Annotated in this window: 11 protein-coding genes; 8 read left to right on the forward strand and 3 right to left on the reverse strand. The window is 63.1% G+C overall.

Features of this window, described 5'->3' with window-relative positions:
• Positions 1-158: 158 nt before the first annotated feature.
• Both ACP146_RS17395 and ACP146_RS17400 read left to right on the forward strand, forming a co-directional pair.
• Positions 159-1,997 carry an AMP-dependent synthetase/ligase gene (locus ACP146_RS17395; protein WP_422368016.1) on the forward strand — a complete coding sequence of 613 codons (1,839 nt, stop codon included), beginning with the start codon at positions 159-161 and terminating at the stop codon, positions 1,995-1,997.
• Between the two features lie 163 nt (positions 1,998-2,160).
• Positions 2,161-2,682 (forward strand): acyloxyacyl hydrolase, encoded by a 522-nt coding sequence (locus tag ACP146_RS17400; protein WP_422368017.1) that lies wholly within the window; start codon positions 2,161-2,163, stop codon positions 2,680-2,682.
• Between the two features lie 76 nt (positions 2,683-2,758).
• On the opposite strand, the gene ACP146_RS17405 is transcribed toward ACP146_RS17400, so the two are convergent.
• Positions 2,759-3,664, reverse strand: coding sequence for a GlxA family transcriptional regulator (locus ACP146_RS17405; RefSeq protein ID WP_422368018.1), 906 nt, complete (start codon positions 3,662-3,664; stop codon positions 2,759-2,761).
• A gap of 153 nt (positions 3,665-3,817) precedes the next feature.
• On the opposite strand from ACP146_RS17405, the gene ACP146_RS17410 reads away from it, so the two are divergent.
• From ACP146_RS17410 to ACP146_RS17430, 5 genes are all read left to right on the forward strand, one after another.
• On the forward strand, positions 3,818-4,372 hold the full coding sequence (locus ACP146_RS17410) for a cysteine hydrolase family protein (RefSeq protein WP_422368019.1): 555 nt from the start codon (positions 3,818-3,820) through the stop codon (positions 4,370-4,372).
• 172 nt (positions 4,373-4,544) lie between these two features.
• The gene (locus ACP146_RS17415; RefSeq protein ID WP_422368020.1) at positions 4,545-5,558 is read left to right on the forward strand and encodes an ABC transporter substrate-binding protein; all 1,014 of its coding nucleotides are present in this window, start codon (positions 4,545-4,547) and stop codon (positions 5,556-5,558) included.
• 32 nt (positions 5,559-5,590) lie between these two features.
• On the forward strand, positions 5,591-7,045 hold the full coding sequence (locus ACP146_RS17420) for a sugar ABC transporter ATP-binding protein (RefSeq protein ID WP_422368021.1): 1,455 nt from the start codon (positions 5,591-5,593) through the stop codon (positions 7,043-7,045).
• On the forward strand, positions 7,042-7,983 hold the full coding sequence (locus tag ACP146_RS17425; protein WP_422368022.1) for an ABC transporter permease: 942 nt from the start codon (positions 7,042-7,044) through the stop codon (positions 7,981-7,983). The genes ACP146_RS17420 and ACP146_RS17425 overlap by 4 nt, the downstream gene beginning before the upstream one ends.
• The gene (locus ACP146_RS17430) at positions 7,980-8,930 is read left to right on the forward strand and encodes an ABC transporter permease (protein WP_422368023.1); all 951 of its coding nucleotides are present in this window, start codon (positions 7,980-7,982) and stop codon (positions 8,928-8,930) included. Before ACP146_RS17425 ends, ACP146_RS17430 begins: the two co-directional genes overlap by 4 nt.
• A 23-nt stretch (positions 8,931-8,953) precedes the next feature.
• Here ACP146_RS17430 and phhA read toward each other — a convergent pair whose 3' ends face one another.
• Together phhA and hppD are read right to left on the reverse strand one after the other, a co-directional pair.
• A complete protein-coding gene (gene phhA / locus ACP146_RS17435) occupies positions 8,954-9,757 on the reverse strand; it encodes a phenylalanine 4-monooxygenase (RefSeq protein ID WP_422368024.1) in 804 nt (267 codons plus the stop codon).
• 127 nt (positions 9,758-9,884) lie between these two features.
• The gene (gene hppD / locus ACP146_RS17440; RefSeq protein WP_422368025.1) at positions 9,885-10,958 is read right to left on the reverse strand and encodes a 4-hydroxyphenylpyruvate dioxygenase; all 1,074 of its coding nucleotides are present in this window, start codon (positions 10,956-10,958) and stop codon (positions 9,885-9,887) included.
• A 387-nt stretch (positions 10,959-11,345) separates the two neighbouring features.
• On the opposite strand from hppD, the gene ACP146_RS17445 reads away from it, so the two are divergent.
• Positions 11,346-14,831 (forward strand): indolepyruvate ferredoxin oxidoreductase family protein, encoded by a 3,486-nt coding sequence (locus ACP146_RS17445; protein WP_422368026.1) that lies wholly within the window; start codon positions 11,346-11,348, stop codon positions 14,829-14,831.
• Positions 14,832-14,855: the final 24 nt, after the last annotated feature.

The raw sequence follows: 14,855 nt of genomic DNA on the forward strand, positions 1-14,855 counted from the left end.
CCACCGACACAACAGCTTGACCCTTTGGGATATAGGCCGCAAATACTGGTCATCCAGTCAACAAGCCGTCAGCGCCGGGGCCTCTCCGGTCAACATAGCGGGATGAGATTGACAGGGGAAACAGAACTTCCGAATCAAAGCATCCCCGGGGAGACGTTATGGATTTCGCGGCCTGGCAATCACTTACGGAGATCTTCTTCGAGCAAGCCAAGACGCGGCGCGATGCCAACTTTCTTTGGTCGAAGCAGCACGGCGCCTATCGCCCGCAAACCTGGGGAGAGATCGAACAGCAGATCAAGGATCTGACGCGCGGGCTGCGCGACCTGGGCCTGCAGCGGGGCGACCGCGTTGTCCTGGTGGCGGAAAACCGGCCGGAGTGGCTGGTCGCCGATCTGGCAATCATGGCGGCCGGGGCAATATCGGTGCCCGCCTATACCACCAACCTGACAAAAGACCACCTGCACATCCTGACCAACAGCGGCGCCGTCGGTGCCATCGTCTCGGACCGCGCTCTGGCGCAGAAGCTGATGCCGGCCGTGCTCGACGCTGAGGAGTGCAAGTGGGTCATCGCGATGGAGGATGTGCCGCAGCGCCAGGCCGGCCCCAAGGCGCTGCATCAGTGGCCGGCGGTGATGGAACGGGGCCGGGCTCTGCCCGACGACGTCGAAGACTATGCGGCTCGAGCCCAGCGCAGCGATACCGCCTGCATCATCTACACCTCGGGCACCGGCGGGGTGCCGCGCGGGGTGATGTTGAGTCACGGCGCGATTATCTGCAACTGCATGGGCGCCTACGAGTTGCTGAAGAGGGTCGGTTTGGGCCATGAGGTTTTTCTCTGTTTCCTGCCCTTGTCCCACGCCTATGAGCACACCGCAGGCCAGTTTTTTCCGATCACCATCGGCGCCGAAATCTACTATTCGGAAGGGGTCGAGCATCTGCTGCGCAACCTCGGCGAGGCAAGGCCCACGATCCTGACCGCCGTGCCCCGCCTCTACGAGTCGATGCACCTGAAGATCCGCCGCAACATGGAAAAGCAAGGCGGACTGAAGGCCAAGCTCTTCGCCAAGGCCGAGGAGATCGGCCGCAGGCGCTATCTGGCACCTGAAAAGCTGAGCCTGCTGGATAAGTTTCAGGACCTTTTCCTGGAGATCCTGGTGCGCAAAAAGATCCGGCAGCGCTTCGGCGGGCGCATCAAGGGGATTGTCTCCGGCGGCGCCGCGCTCAACTTCGACATCGGCCTGTTTTTCACCGCCCTCGGCCTGCCGATCCTTCAGGGTTACGGTCAGACCGAGACGGCGCCGGTGGTCTCCGCCAACCCGCCCTGGAAAGTGAAATTGCATACGGTCGGCCCGCCCTTCAAAGGCGTCGAGGTGAAGATCGCCGAGGATGGTGAAATCCTGATCCGCGGCGAGCTGGTGATGAACGGCTATTGGCGCGACGAGGCGGGGACGGCGCAGGCCATTCAGGACGGCTGGCTGCACACCGGCGACGTCGGCAAGCTCGACGAAGACGGCTATCTGATGATCACCGACCGCAAGAAGGACATCATCGTCCTCTCCGGCGGCGACAATGTTTCACCGGCCCGCGTCGAGGGGATCCTTACCCTGAGAACGGAAATCAGCCAGGCCATGGTCTATGGCGACAAGCGCTCCTACCTGGTCGCCGCGCTGGTGCCGGATGAGGAGTTCATAGCGCACTGGGCCAAGGAGAACGGTAAAGAGCCGGATCTGGCCGCACTGTCGGAAGACGCCGGTTTCCGCGCTGCCGTTTCCGGCGTGGTGGACAAAGTGAACGGCGAGCTTTCCCCGCTGGAAAAGATTCGCCGCTTTACCATCCTGCCCGAGGCCTTCACCGTAGAGAATGGCATGATGACGCCGACCTTGAAGATTCGCCGGCACAAGATCCGCGAGGCCTATGGCAGTCGCGTGGAGGCGCTCTACGAAAAGCGCAAGGACGCCGGACCTTCTTCGGGAGAACAGCCAGGCGTATCGCCTTAACGCCGCCTAAATCATTGGTCGGATATCAATCATTTCTGATCCTTGAAGCTGGATCGGCGGCAGAAGCTGTGACATAAGGGGTTTTGAGGCCTTGCTTTGGCTCTCGAAGTGAGAGAATCTCGGGTAACGCTCGGGCACCGTTCTGAATTGGGGGATTCCTAAGGTGATCAAACGCTTAGCGCTCTGGGCAGCGCTGTCCTGTCTCGTTGTCTTTGGCTTCAGCGAACGCGCCACGGCGCAGGTGACACTGAATGACACGCCGGCGGTTATCAGCGCCGGTGTGGGCTGGTTCGACCTCGTTCAAACCGACGATCAGGCCGCGGATTTCCGCCTTGAGTATCGTCACGGCGACGACTTTCTGTTCCTAAAGCCCTGGGTCGGCCTGGAGGTTACCTCTGAGGGCTCCGTCTGGGGCGGCATCGGTGTTCTGGTCGACGTGGTCTTCTACGACGACTTCATCCTCACCGGCAGCTTCGCACCGGGTTTTTACGAGGAAGGCGACGGCAAGGATCTTGGCAGCGCGCTCGAGTTCCGCAGCCAGATCGAACTGGGCTATCAGTTCGAAAACAAATCCCGCCTCTCCCTCGGTTTCAGCCACACCTCCAACGCCAGCATCGACGATGACAATCCCGGCGTTGAAGTGCTGACGCTCTACTATCACCTGCCGATCGACGAGATCTTCTAGACCGCGTCTTCTCGAGAGGGATACAGAGGCCGGGCGGCTCAGGCTGCGCCGGCCTCTTTGATTCGAGCCCAGGCGCCTAGGTTTCTCTCGCCGAGGCGCCATTGCCAAGGACACCGAAGCGATTCCGGTAATCCCCGGCAGTCAGGCCGGTGGTGGCGCGGAAGACCCGGCTGAAGGCGGAAGGATCGAGATAGCCGACGCGCCAGCCGATTTCGCCGACGGGAATGCGGGTCCGCTCCAGCAGTCCGCGCGCCTTCTCAATACGCAGGTTCTGCAGGTAGGCATTCGGCGTGAAGCCCGTGGCCGCCTTGAAGCGCCTGAGGAAAGTCCGCCCGGAAAGACCTGCACGCCGGGCCATCGATTTGACGGTAACTTCGCCGTCGGCGTTTCCTTCGAGCCAGTGCTGCAGCGCCAGTATCGCCGCGTCGCCATGGGTCAGCGAAGGCCGGAAACTGCGATAGTTGCGTTGCTCGCGCCCGCTGGGATCGACGAGCAATTGGCGTGCCGTTTCGGAGACCACCTGCGGGCCGAGCCATCGCTTGACGAGGAACAGACCCATATCCAGCCAGGCCATCAGCCCGCCGGCGGTGACGATGTCGTGGTCGTCGACCAGCAGGTGTTCGGCATTGAGCTGACTATCGGGAAAGGTTGCGCGGAACTCCTCCTCCAAGGCCCAGTGGGTGGTGACGGGCCGGCCCTTCAGCAAGCCGCTGTGACCGAGCCAGAAAGCACCGGCGCAGACCGAGCACATCAGCGCGCCGGCCCGATGCTGGCGGCGCAGCCAGTCGTGAACCGCCTCTTCATCCCCACCGCGCGCCCGTTCCAGACTGGGCGGCAGAACCACCGCCGCAAAGCGGCCCGTCGGCGGGTCCTGTATCATCTGCGGGGTGACCTGAGTGACCGTCAACTGGCCGCCGCCCTGCCGCCGGCTGCTGCGATTGGCAATCAGGAACAGGTCGCCCAGACCCAGAACCGCGGACATCTGCACACCCGGATAGACAAGGATAGCGATCGAAGACTGACTTTGCGTGGCTGTCATGTGGCGCATATAGCATATGAAATGTCATTTACGCCAATTACAAAACACCGCAAAAGGGTGCAGATATCGGGTCACCGCAAAGAATGGAGACCCGCAATGTCCAAGTCCGCCCTCATCCTTGTCGATATCCAGAACGACTATTTCGAAGACGGCCGCTGGCCGGTCGACAAGATGCCCGAAGTCGCGGCCAATGCCGCGCGGCTGCTGGCTCACGCCCGCGACAGGGGCCAGACCGTCTTCCACGTTCGCCATGAATTCCTCTCCGACGATGCGCCGTTCTTTCGGCCGGGCACGCCGGGCGCCGAAATCCACAGCGCCGTCGCACCGAAGCAGGGCGAGGCTGTTATCCTGAAGCATCGGCCTAACAGCTTTCACAACACCTCGCTGCACCAGGACCTGAAGACAGCAGGGATCACCGACGTCGTTATCTGCGGCGCCATGAGCCAGATGTGCATCGACGCCACGGCCCGGGCCGCCGCCGATTTCGGGTTCGGGGTCACGGTCGTGGAAGATGCCTGCGGCGCAAAGGAACAGACATTCCGGGAGCAGGCGGTGGCGGCACCTCAGGTCCATGCGGCCTTCATGGCCGCTTTGAACGGCAGCTACGCGCGGGTTCTCTCCACCGAGCCCTTTCTCGCTGAGAGCGAGTAGGGGCATTCCGGTGAACCCGCAAGCCGAGAATCGGATAGTTCCCGATCTCAAAACCTCTTTGGGAACCATCATGAACACCTTATAGTCTCGTCCGCGCGCCACACCGTTATCGGTAACACCGCGGCCGCAAGGCGCCTACAGAGCGCCGGTTCAAAACAAGGAGGAGGAAAGAATGCGACTTCCCACAGCGATCGTCGTTGCTGCGCTGGCCATCGGTGCCGGCAATCAGGCCGTGGCCGATACCTCGGACAAGCGTATCGCGCTTTCGAACAACTACGCCGGAAACTCATGGCGCCAGGCAATGCTGCGCAGTTGGGACAAGGTGACAAGTCAGGCCGTGGACAAGGGCGTGGTGGCTGCTGCCGACCCTTTCACCACGGCTGAGAACCAGGTAACCGAACAAGCCGCGCAGATCCAGAACCTCATCCTTCAGGGTTACGACGCCATCGTCATCAACGCCGCTTCGCCCGAAGGCCTGAACGGGGCCGTCAAGGAAGCCTGCGACGCCGGGGTGACCGTCGTGTCATTCGACGGCGTGGTGACCGAGCCCTGCGCCTGGCGCATCGCCGTGGATTTCAAGCAAATGGGCAAAGACGAGGTGCTCTACCTCGCGGACAAGCTGCCTGACGGCGGCAATCTGCTGGAGATTCGCGGCCTCGCCGGTGTCTTCGTCGACGACGAGATTTCGGCCGGCATTCATGAAGGTGTCGCAGAAACCGGGAAATTCAAAATCGTCGGCTCCGTCCACGGCAACTGGGCACAGGACGTTTCGCAGAAAGCCGTTGCCGGCATCCTGCCAAGCCTGCCGGAAATCGCGGCGGTGGTGACCCAGGGCGGCGACGGCTACGGCGCTGCACAGGCCTTCAAGGCGGCCGGGCGGCCAACGCCGGTGATCGTCATGGGCAACCGTCACGACGAACTGACCTGGTGGAAGGAACAGAAGGACGCCAGCGGCTACGAGACCATGTCGGTTTCCATCGCACCGGGTGTCTCGACGCTGGCCTTTTGGGTCGCTCAGCAGGTTCTCGACGGTCAGGACGTGCCGAAAGATCTCGTCGTGCCGTTCCTGCGTATCGACCAGGGTAATCTCGAAGCAAATCTCGCAAACACAGAGGCCGGCGGTGTCGCCAATGTCGAGTATTCGCTTGAAGATGCCAAGGCGGTGATCGCGGCAGCCGGGGGCTGAGCGCGCAGGCGCGCTGCGCTTGTCCGTCGGATATGGGTGTCTCTTCAGGTACGGCTGCGGAACTGGACGGCGTCGACAAGAGCTTTGGCGCCGTCCAGGCGCTCGCGGGCGTCAGCCTGTCACTGCAGCGCGGCGAATGCCTGGGTCTTGTCGGACACAACGGGGCCGGCAAATCCACCCTGATGAACGTGCTGTCGGGGGTCCTGGCCCCAGATGCCGGGAAGATCGCCATCGACGGCAATGACCTTACCGGACGTTTCGGCGCGGCGGCGGCGCATCGGGCGGGCGTACGCTGCGTGTTCCAGGAGCTTTCGCTCTGCCCCAATCTCACCGTTGCGGAAAATGCCCGGATCATCCATCCGACGATCCGCGGCATCGGCTGGCGGCGTCGGGCGCGCGATCTGATCGTCGGCCAACTCGACAAGGTCTTTCCCGGCCACGGGATTCACCCCGATGCGCTGGTCGGCGATCTGTCCATTGCACGGCGGCAGATGGTGGAGATCGCGCGGGCTTTTTCCGTAACCGAGGCGCCGGCCAGAGTGGTGATCCTCGACGAACCGACGTCATCGCTCGACACCATCGTCGCCGGACAGTTGCTCGACTTCGTCCGGCAATACGTTTCCGAGGGCGGTGCCTGTGTCCTCATCTCCCACCTGCTGGGCGAGATCCTTTCCAGCGCCGACCGGATCGCGGTGATGCGCGATGGCGGTGTGGTGGCCCTGGACCGCGCTGAAGCTTTCGACCGTACATCCCTGGTGGCGGCGATGGGCAGTGTCGCGGAAGAGCAAACGGCAGAGGCTAGCGCTTCGAAACGCGACAGCGGGACGGCGGTCGTTCGCGCGCGGCCGAAGGCCCAGGCCGACGCGATGGAACTGACGGCGCACCGCGGAGAAGTCGTCGGATTGGCCGGACTCAGCGGGCATGGCCAGACCGATCTGATCGTGCAGGTTTTCGAAGGCTCGGGCGGCGCCGAGGTATCGGGGGATGTTGCGATGGTGGCCGGCGACCGGCAGAGCGACGGCGTCTTCCCGCTTTGGTCGATTGCCGAGAACATATCGATCGGATCCTTGCGGCGGTTTCTTTCCGGCCCTCTGCTCGACCGCAGCGAAGAAAAAGCTTTCGCCGAGGGCTGGCGCAGCAAGATCGGTATTCGCACGCCCGATGTCGACGCGCCAATCCTGTCGCTTTCCGGCGGGAACCAGCAGAAAGCACTCTTCGCCAGGGCCCTGGGCTCAACAGCGGAGATCGTGGTCATGGACGATCCCATGCGCGGCGTCGACATCGGCACCAAGCAGGAAGTCTACGCCATGATCCGCGACGAAGCCGCCAAGGGCCGCACGTTCCTTTGGTACACGACGGAGATGGATGAGTTGCGCAACTGCGATCACGTCTATGTATTCCGCGACGGCATCATCGCCGCCGATCTGACGCGCGGCGAAATGACCGAGGAAAAAGTGCTCCACTCGTCTTTCCGGGCAGACGCATGATCAAACAGTTCCTGACGCCCCGGGCGATGCGGGGTGCCCTGCCCATTGCGGCGCTGGTTGTGATTCTGGTTGCGATCTTCTGGCTGCAGCCGCGCACCATGAGCTACTTCGGGCTCAACCTGCTGCTCAACCTGGCGATTCCCATCGCGCTGGCGACGATCGCCCAGATGTTCATCCTCTGCGTCAACGACCTCGATCTTTCGATCGGCGCCTTCGTCAGCCTCGTCGCCTGCATCACCGCGACCTGGCTCAACGACTCCCCGCTTCTGGGGGCGCTGGCCCTGGCCGGGTTGGTTCTCGTCTACGCCGGTGTCGGCGCCTTGATCCATCTGCGCAACCTGCCGTCCATTGTCGTGACCCTCGGCATGTCCTTCGTCTGGCTCGGTCTCGCGGTTCTGGTGCTGCCGACGCCGGGCGGCAAGGCGCCGGAATGGATCCGGGCCCTGATGACCCTGAAGCCCGCCTATGTGCCTTTCCCGGTCATCGCCTCCGTGGTGATCGCCGGCGTCGTGCATCTGGGCCTCATGCGCTCGGCCTATGGGGCGGTGCTGCGCGGGGCGGGCGGCAACCCGAAGTCGTTGGAGCGGGCGGGCTGGTCGATCCTGAAGATCAAGATGACCATGTTCGCGCTTGCCGGGTTTTTCGGCGTTCTCTCCGGCATGGCCCTGGTGGGCCTGACCACCTCGGCGGACGCCAACATTGCGCTACGCTACACGCTGCTTGCGATCGCCGGCGTGATCCTCGGCGGCGGCGAGTTCGTGGGCGGAAGGGTTTCGCCGGTCGGAGCCGTGGTCGGCGCCATCGTCCTGACCTTGGCAGGTTCCTTCCTCTCCTTTCTCCGCCTCAATCCGGACTGGCAGATCGGCGCGCAGGGCGCGATCCTCATCATTGTGCTGGCGCTGCGTGTCCTGATCTCGCGGATGGAGGTGCGGTCGTGAAGACACTCTCCCGCATCGGACGGCAGCCCTGGCTCTGGGCCTGGATCGCAGCCCTTGCCGTGTGGCTGGCCACGGCGGTCTTCACCGGCGGCCAGGGCGCGGCACAGGTGATGAGCGCCGCCACGACCTTCGGTGCCTTCTTCGTCATCGTGGCCCTGGGCCAGATGTTCGTCATCACCCTGGGGCCCGGCAACGTCGACCTTTCAATTCCGGCAGCCATGACCCTCTCCGGTACCGTGGCCATGAAGGTGATGGACGGCGCCAATGCCATGATCCCGGTGGGGTTCCTTCTGGCCGTCGCCATCGGGCTGGGTGTCGGCGCGATCAACTACGGCCTTATCCGCTTTCTCAGGATCCCGCCGATCATCGCCACCCTGTCGTCCAGTTTCATCTTCCAGTCCGCCGCGATCTGGTACAACCGCGGCCTGCGCATCAAACCGCCCGAGATGCTTGCCGATTTTACGACGGCGAAGATCGTTGGGGTTCCGGTCCTGGCCGTGGCCGTCGTCCTGCTGGCTGTGGTCATGCACTTCGTCCTGGTGCGGACGGTCTACGGCCGCGGCGTCATCGCCATCGGGCAGAACCAGCGCGCTGCCCATCTGGCCGGCGTGCCGGTCGAGCGGACCCGCGCCATCACCTATGTGAACTGCGCCGTCTTCGCGGCCTGCTGCGGCTACTTCCTCGGCGCCTTTTCAGGCGGAGCCGCGCTTAACATGGGCGAAGAGTATCTCCTCTCCTCCATCGCGGTCGTGGTGATCGGCGGCACTTCGGTCGCCGGCGGCTACGCCAATGTACCCGGCCTCTGGGGCGCGGCCCTGTTCCTGTTTCTGCTGGTCACGATGCTGAACACTTTCGGCGCCGGCGCAGGCGTGCGGCTTGTGTTGACCGGGCTCATCATCATCGCGGTCATTGTCGCGGCAAGCGGCGGACGCAAGCGCGACGGCTGAGGCGAAAGGCCTTACTTCGCCTCCTAAGCCGCGCCGGCCTCGTCCTTGGGCGGGAAGGTCGGCGACAGGGACTTCAGGCGTTTGGCCTCGTCCATGATCGGCACCAGATCGCTGCTCACCAGGTCGTAGAGTTGCCGGGCCGAGTCGATGACGTAGTAGACGGTCTGGAAGATATCGATGCGGTAGGGGGTGCGGAACACGGTAAGCGCATCGAAGGGCCGGCGTTCCGGTTTCTCGCTCTCCACCGAATAGGGCGCCTCGCCCGCCGAGGAGGCGATCCCGGCACCATAGATACGCATCCCCTCCTCCGTGCGGATCAGGCCGAACTCCACGGTGAACCAGAACAGGCGCTGCATCATCCAGATGTAGGACTTGTCGAGCTGCAAGGCCTTCTCGCCGTACTTCTGCAGGAAATCGGCGTAGGTCGGCAGGGTCAGCATCGGGCAGTGGCCGAAAATCTCGTGAAAGACATCCGGCTCCTGCAAGTAGTCGAACTCCTCACGGCGGCGGATAAAGGTGGCGGCGGGAAACTTGCGCTCGGACAGGAGCGTGAAAAACTTTTTGGGCGAAATCAGCGCCGGCACCGGCTCCACCCCGAAACCGCTGATCTCGTTCAGGCGTGCATTCACGTCCTTCAACTGCGGCACCCGGTCGTCCGGCAGCTCGAGCGCATTCAGCCCGTTGAGGTATTCGTCGCAGACCCGGCCCGGCAACAGCGCTTTCTGGCGGGCGTAAAGATCGCGCCAGACGGCGTTCTCCTCGTCGCTGTAGGAAATGATCCCCCTGCTGTCCGGGATCTTCGATTCGTAACTGGTCGACTTTGCCATGATCCTTCCTCCTTCCCGCTTCGGGAAGCGCGATCAACGTTTGGGGGCACCGACCTCGGCCATCAGCTTGACAGCACCCTCCTTACCCAAGCGTTAACCCTGATATGGGTGCTGCGCGATAACTGCGCTAGCCCTCCGCCTTCAGGACGCCGCGGCGGATCTGGTCTTCCTCGATGGAATCGAACAGCGCCTGGAAATTGCCCTCGCCGAAACCTTCGTCGCCCTTGCGCTGAATCAGTTCGAAGAACACCGGGCCGATGACGTTCTTGGTGAAGATCTGCAGCAACCGCCCGCCATCTTCGGTCGGCGCGCCGTCGATCAGGATCTTGTTTGCCGCCAGGCGTTCAAGGTCTTCACCGTGACCGGGCAGCCGCCCATCGACCTGCTCGTAGTAGGTATCCGGCACGCCGGACTGGAACTCGACACCCTTGGCGTTCAGCGTCTCAACGGAATCATAGATGTCGTCGGTGCCCAGGGCGATGTGCTGAATGCCTTCGCCCTTGTACTCTTCCAGATATTCGGCGATCTGCGACTTGTCGTCGGAACTCTCGTTGATCGGAATGCGGATCTTGCCGCAGGGGCTGGTCATGGCCTTGGATTTCAGACCGGTCAGTTTGCCCTCGATATCGAAGTAGCGGATTTCCCGGAAGTTGAAGAGCCGCTCATAAAAGTCCGCCCACTCCTTCATACGGCCGCGATAGACATTGTGGGTCAGGTGATCGATGTAGGTGAGGCCCGCGCCCGGCGGATGCTGGTCGACACCGGGGATCGGCTTGAAGTCGACGTCATAGATGGAACCGTTGTCGGCGTAACGGTCCACCAGATAAATCAGCGAGTCGCCGATCCCTTTGATGGCCGGGATGTTCAGTTCCATCGGCCCGGCGTTCGACTCGACCACCCAGGCGCCCAGTTCCTCGGCCCGCTTGCAAGCCGCCGCCGCATCCTTCACCCGAAAGGCGATGGCACAGACCGAGGGACCGTGCAGCAGCGTGAAGGCCTGCGGGAAACCCTGCCCCTCCGCATTCAGGATAAAGTTCACATCGCCCTGGCGGTAAAGCGTCACCGCCTTCGAGCGGTGCTCGGCAATGGCCGTAAAGCCCATGGTTTCGAAGAGACGCCCCAACGCCTCCGGTTCCGGCGAGGTGAATTCGATGAACTCGAAACCATCGGTCTGCATCGGATTGTCCCAATGGTCGGCCATGGCAGCGTCCTTTCTCCTCTGATCGTGTCTTACCGAGCGCCCGGCTTCGCCTGTGTGGAAGCGGCGCAACAGATGTCGCCTTGTTGCTGACAGCCTTAGACCGTCAAGTTGCAACCATCAATATAGGCCGGAATCCATTGCGCTGTTCGTTCATTCCTTGCTGCTATGCAGCAAAACGTGCCGCTTCGACTCGCCCCCTTGGCAAATCTTTCGCCTGCCCCGAAGAGAACGTTGCGATATGATCTCAAGCGGTTTGGGATTCGCCCGATCCTTGCTTTCTTCAGTCGCCGGCAGCCTCTTAAATTGTTATTTAGGTCAGCATCTATTACCTTTTTATGAGAGATCAGAAATCTCACTGCGCCGTAACAGCAAGCAGGACCCGTGACTATGGCTTTGCAGGCGGTTTCCCTAGACGACAAATACGCCCTTGAACGGGGCCGGGTCTTCCTGACCGGCACCCAGGCGCTGGTGCGCCTGCCGATGATGCAGCGCCAGCGCGATCTCGCCGCAGGGCTCAACACCGCGGGCTTCGTCACCGGTTATCGCGGCTCGCCGCTGGGCGGTGTCGATCAGCAGATGGGCCGCGCCGTGCAATTCCTGAAGAAACATCACATCCACTTCCAGGCCGGCGTGAACGAAGACCTGGCAGCCACCGCGGTCTGGGGCAGCCAGCAGGGCGACCTTTTCGGCGACAGCAATTACGACGGCGTTTTTTCCATGTGGTACGCCAAGGGCCCGGGTGTCGACCGCTCCGGCGACGTGCTGCGCCACGGCAACATGGCCGGCGCCAGCCGCAACGGCGGCGTTCTGCTGCTGGCCGGCGACGACCACACCGCCAAATCCTCGACCACCGCGCATCAGTGCGAATACACCTTCATGGACCTGATGATCCCGGTGCTCAACCCGGCGGGGGTTCAGGAGTTTCTCGATCTCGGCCTCTACGGCTGGGCGATGAGCCGTTTTTCCGGCTGCTGGATCGGCTTCAAGACCATCGGCGAGACCGTCGACTCCTCCGCCAGCGTGTCGATCGATCCGGCGCGCAACCAGATCATCCTGCCGGAGGACTTCGAGGAAACGCCGGGCGGCCTGCATGTGCGCTGGCCGGACACGCCGCTGGAGCAGGAAGAACGCCTGCACCGCCACAAGATCTATGCCGCCCTCGCCTTTGCCCGCGCAAACAAACTGGACAAGACGGTGCTCGGCGCGGAGAAGCCGCGCTTTGGCATCGTCACCGCCGGCAAGGCCTATCTCGACGTACGCCAGGCCCTCGACGATCTGAGCATCGACGAAGCCCGGGCCCGGGAAGTCGGCCTGGCGGTCTACAAGGTCGGCATGTCCTGGCCGCTGGAGCGCGAAGGTATCCGCCAGTTCGCCGAAGGCCTGGAAGAAATCCTGGTGGTCGAGGAAAAGCGCGCCATCATCGAAAACCAGGTGAAGGAACAGCTCTACAACTGGCGCGCCGACGTGCGCCCGCGCATCGTTGGCAAGTTCGACGAAAACGGCGACTGGATTCTGCCCTCCATCGGTGAACTGACCCCGGCGCGCATTGCCCGCGCCATCGCCAAGCGCATCGCACGTTTTCATTCCAGCGAGGACATTGACCAGCGCCTGCGTTTCCTGGCGGAAAAGGAAGAGGCTCTGAGCGCCGAGCAGACCCCGATGACCCGGGTTCCCTACTTCTGCTCCGGCTGCCCCCACAACTCGTCTACGAAGGTTCCCGAAGGCAGCCGTGCCTTGGCCGGTATCGGCTGTCACTACATGGTGCAGTGGATGGACCGGAACACCGACACCTTCAGCCAGATGGGCGGCGAGGGCGTCGCCTGGGTCGGTCAGGCCCCCTTCTCCAAGACCAAGCATGTCTTCGTCAATCTGGGCGACGGCACCTACTTCCACTCCGGAATCCTGGCGATCCGTGCCGCCGTCGGCGCCGGTGTCAACATCACCTACAAGATCCTTTACAACGATGCGGTGGCCATGACCGGCGGGCAGCCGGTCGACGGTCCTCTCGACCCGGCCATGATCACCCGTCAGGTCGCCGCCGAAGGCGTGCGCCGCATCGTGGTGGTGACCGACGAGCCTGAAAAGTATCCCCTGGGCACCAACTGGGCCGAGGGCGTGACCGTCGAGCATCGCGAGCGTCTCGATGCGATCCAGAAGGATCTGCGCGAGATCGAAGGCGTTACCGTGCTGCTCTACGATCAGACCTGCGCGGCGGAAAAGCGCCGGCGCCGCAAGCGCGGCCTCTTCCCCGATCCGCCCAAGCGCGCCTTCATCAACGATCTGGTCTGCGAGGGCTGCGGCGACTGTTCGGTAAAATCCAACTGCGTTTCCGTGGTGCCGGTGGAAACCGAATTCGGGCGCAAGCGCGCCATCGACCAATCGTCCTGCAACAAGGACTTTTCCTGCGTGAACGGCTTCTGCCCCAGCTTCGTGACGGTGCATGGCGGCGCCATCCGCAAGATGAAGCCGCTGTCGCAGAAGCCGAGCCCGGCGGCGGATACCTGGGACGATCTGCCGGCACCTGTTGTGCCGAGCCTCGACGCACCTTACGGCATCGTGGTCACCGGGGTCGGCGGTACCGGCGTGGTGACCATCGGTGCGCTGCTCGGCATGGCCGCCCATCTGGAGGGGCGCGGCTGCTCCCTGCTCGACATGGCAGGGCTGGCGCAAAAAGGCGGCGCCGTGGTCAGCCACATCCGCCTCGCCCCCAAGCCGGAAGACATTCATGCCGTGCGCATCTCCGCCGGCGGCGCCAAGCTGATACTCGGCTGCGACCTCGTGGTCGCCAGCGGCTTCGAGGCCCTGTCCAAAATCACCCCGGGCGATACCCATGCGGTGATCAACAGCCATCAGGTGATGACCGGGGAATTCACCCGCAATCCCGACCTGGCGTTCCCGGGCGGCGAACTGCAGCGCCTCATCGCCGAAGCCAGCGGCCCCGGCAAGGCCGACTTCATTGATGCCACGCGCATCGCCACCGCCCTGCTTGGCGATTCCATCGCCACCAACCTCTTCATGCTGGGTTTTGCCTGGCAAAAGGGCCTGGTGCCGCTGAGCGAAGAAGCCATCAACAAGGCCATCGAACTGAACAGCGTGGCGGTCGAAGCCAACAAGCGCGCCTTCCGCTGGGGGCGGCGGGGCGCCCACGATCTGGCGAGGGTGGAAAAGGCCATTGCGCCCAAGGCCGAACCGCAGAGCCATCACCTCTCCCAGGACCTGGACGAGCTGATCTCCCGGCGCGCCGACTTCCTGACCGGCTATCAGAACGCCGCCTATGCAGAGCGCTACAAGAAACTGGTGACACGCCTGCGTCAGGCGGAAAAGGAGAAAGCGCCCGGCTTCTCCGGCCTCGCCGAGGCCGTCGCCCGCTATTACTTCAAGCTGCTGGCGGTGAAGGACGAATACGAAGTGGCGCGGCTCTACAGCGGCCCGGAGTTCCGTCAGAAGCTGAACGAGCAGTTCGAGGGCGACTTCAAACTTTCCTTCCATCTCGCCCCGCCGCTGATCGCCAAGCGCAATCCCGACAACGGCGAACTGCAGAAGCAGGAGTTCGGCGCCTGGATGCTGCCGGCCTTCCGCCTGCTGTCCAAGCTGAAGGGCCTGCGCGGTACGGCCCTCGACATCTTCGGCTACAGCGCCGAGCGCAAGATGGAACAGGCGCTGATCCGGGACTATGAAGCGGTTATGGAAGAGGTTGCAGGGAAGCTCTCCATCGACAGCCACGCTATCGCCGTGGAACTGGCCTCGATCCCGGAAAAGATCCGCGGCTACGGCCACGTGAAGGAAGCCCATGTGAAAACCGCCAAGGCTTGCGAAGGCGACCTGCTGGAGGCCCTGCGCAATCCGGCGCAGCGCCAGACGGCGGCCGAGTAGCGAAACAACAAAGCCCCCTCACCC

The organism is Pelagibius sp. (genome assembly GCF_965249265.1).
Classification (GTDB): Bacteria; Pseudomonadota; Alphaproteobacteria; order Kiloniellales; family Kiloniellaceae; genus Pelagibius.

What these genes read in the sequence shown, in the direction of transcription:
- ACP146_RS17395 (WP_422368016.1), top strand. Translation starts at nt 159, where the DNA reads ATGGATTTCGCGGCCTGGCAATCACTTACGGAGATCTTCTTCGAGCAA.
- ACP146_RS17405 (WP_422368018.1), bottom strand. Translation starts at nt 3,664, where the DNA reads ATGTCCGCGGTTCTGGGTCTGGGCGACCTGTTCCTGATTGCCAATCGC.
- ACP146_RS17410 (WP_422368019.1), top strand. Translation starts at nt 3,818, where the DNA reads ATGTCCAAGTCCGCCCTCATCCTTGTCGATATCCAGAACGACTATTTC.
- ACP146_RS17415 (WP_422368020.1), top strand. Translation starts at nt 4,545, where the DNA reads ATGCGACTTCCCACAGCGATCGTCGTTGCTGCGCTGGCCATCGGTGCC.
- ACP146_RS17420 (WP_422368021.1), top strand. Translation starts at nt 5,591, where the DNA reads ATGGGTGTCTCTTCAGGTACGGCTGCGGAACTGGACGGCGTCGACAAG.
- ACP146_RS17425 (WP_422368022.1), top strand. Translation starts at nt 7,042, where the DNA reads ATGATCAAACAGTTCCTGACGCCCCGGGCGATGCGGGGTGCCCTGCCC.
- phhA (WP_422368024.1), bottom strand. Translation starts at nt 9,757, where the DNA reads ATGGCAAAGTCGACCAGTTACGAATCGAAGATCCCGGACAGCAGGGGG.
- hppD (WP_422368025.1), bottom strand. Translation starts at nt 10,958, where the DNA reads ATGGCCGACCATTGGGACAATCCGATGCAGACCGATGGTTTCGAGTTC.
- ACP146_RS17445 (WP_422368026.1), top strand. Translation starts at nt 11,346, where the DNA reads ATGGCTTTGCAGGCGGTTTCCCTAGACGACAAATACGCCCTTGAACGG.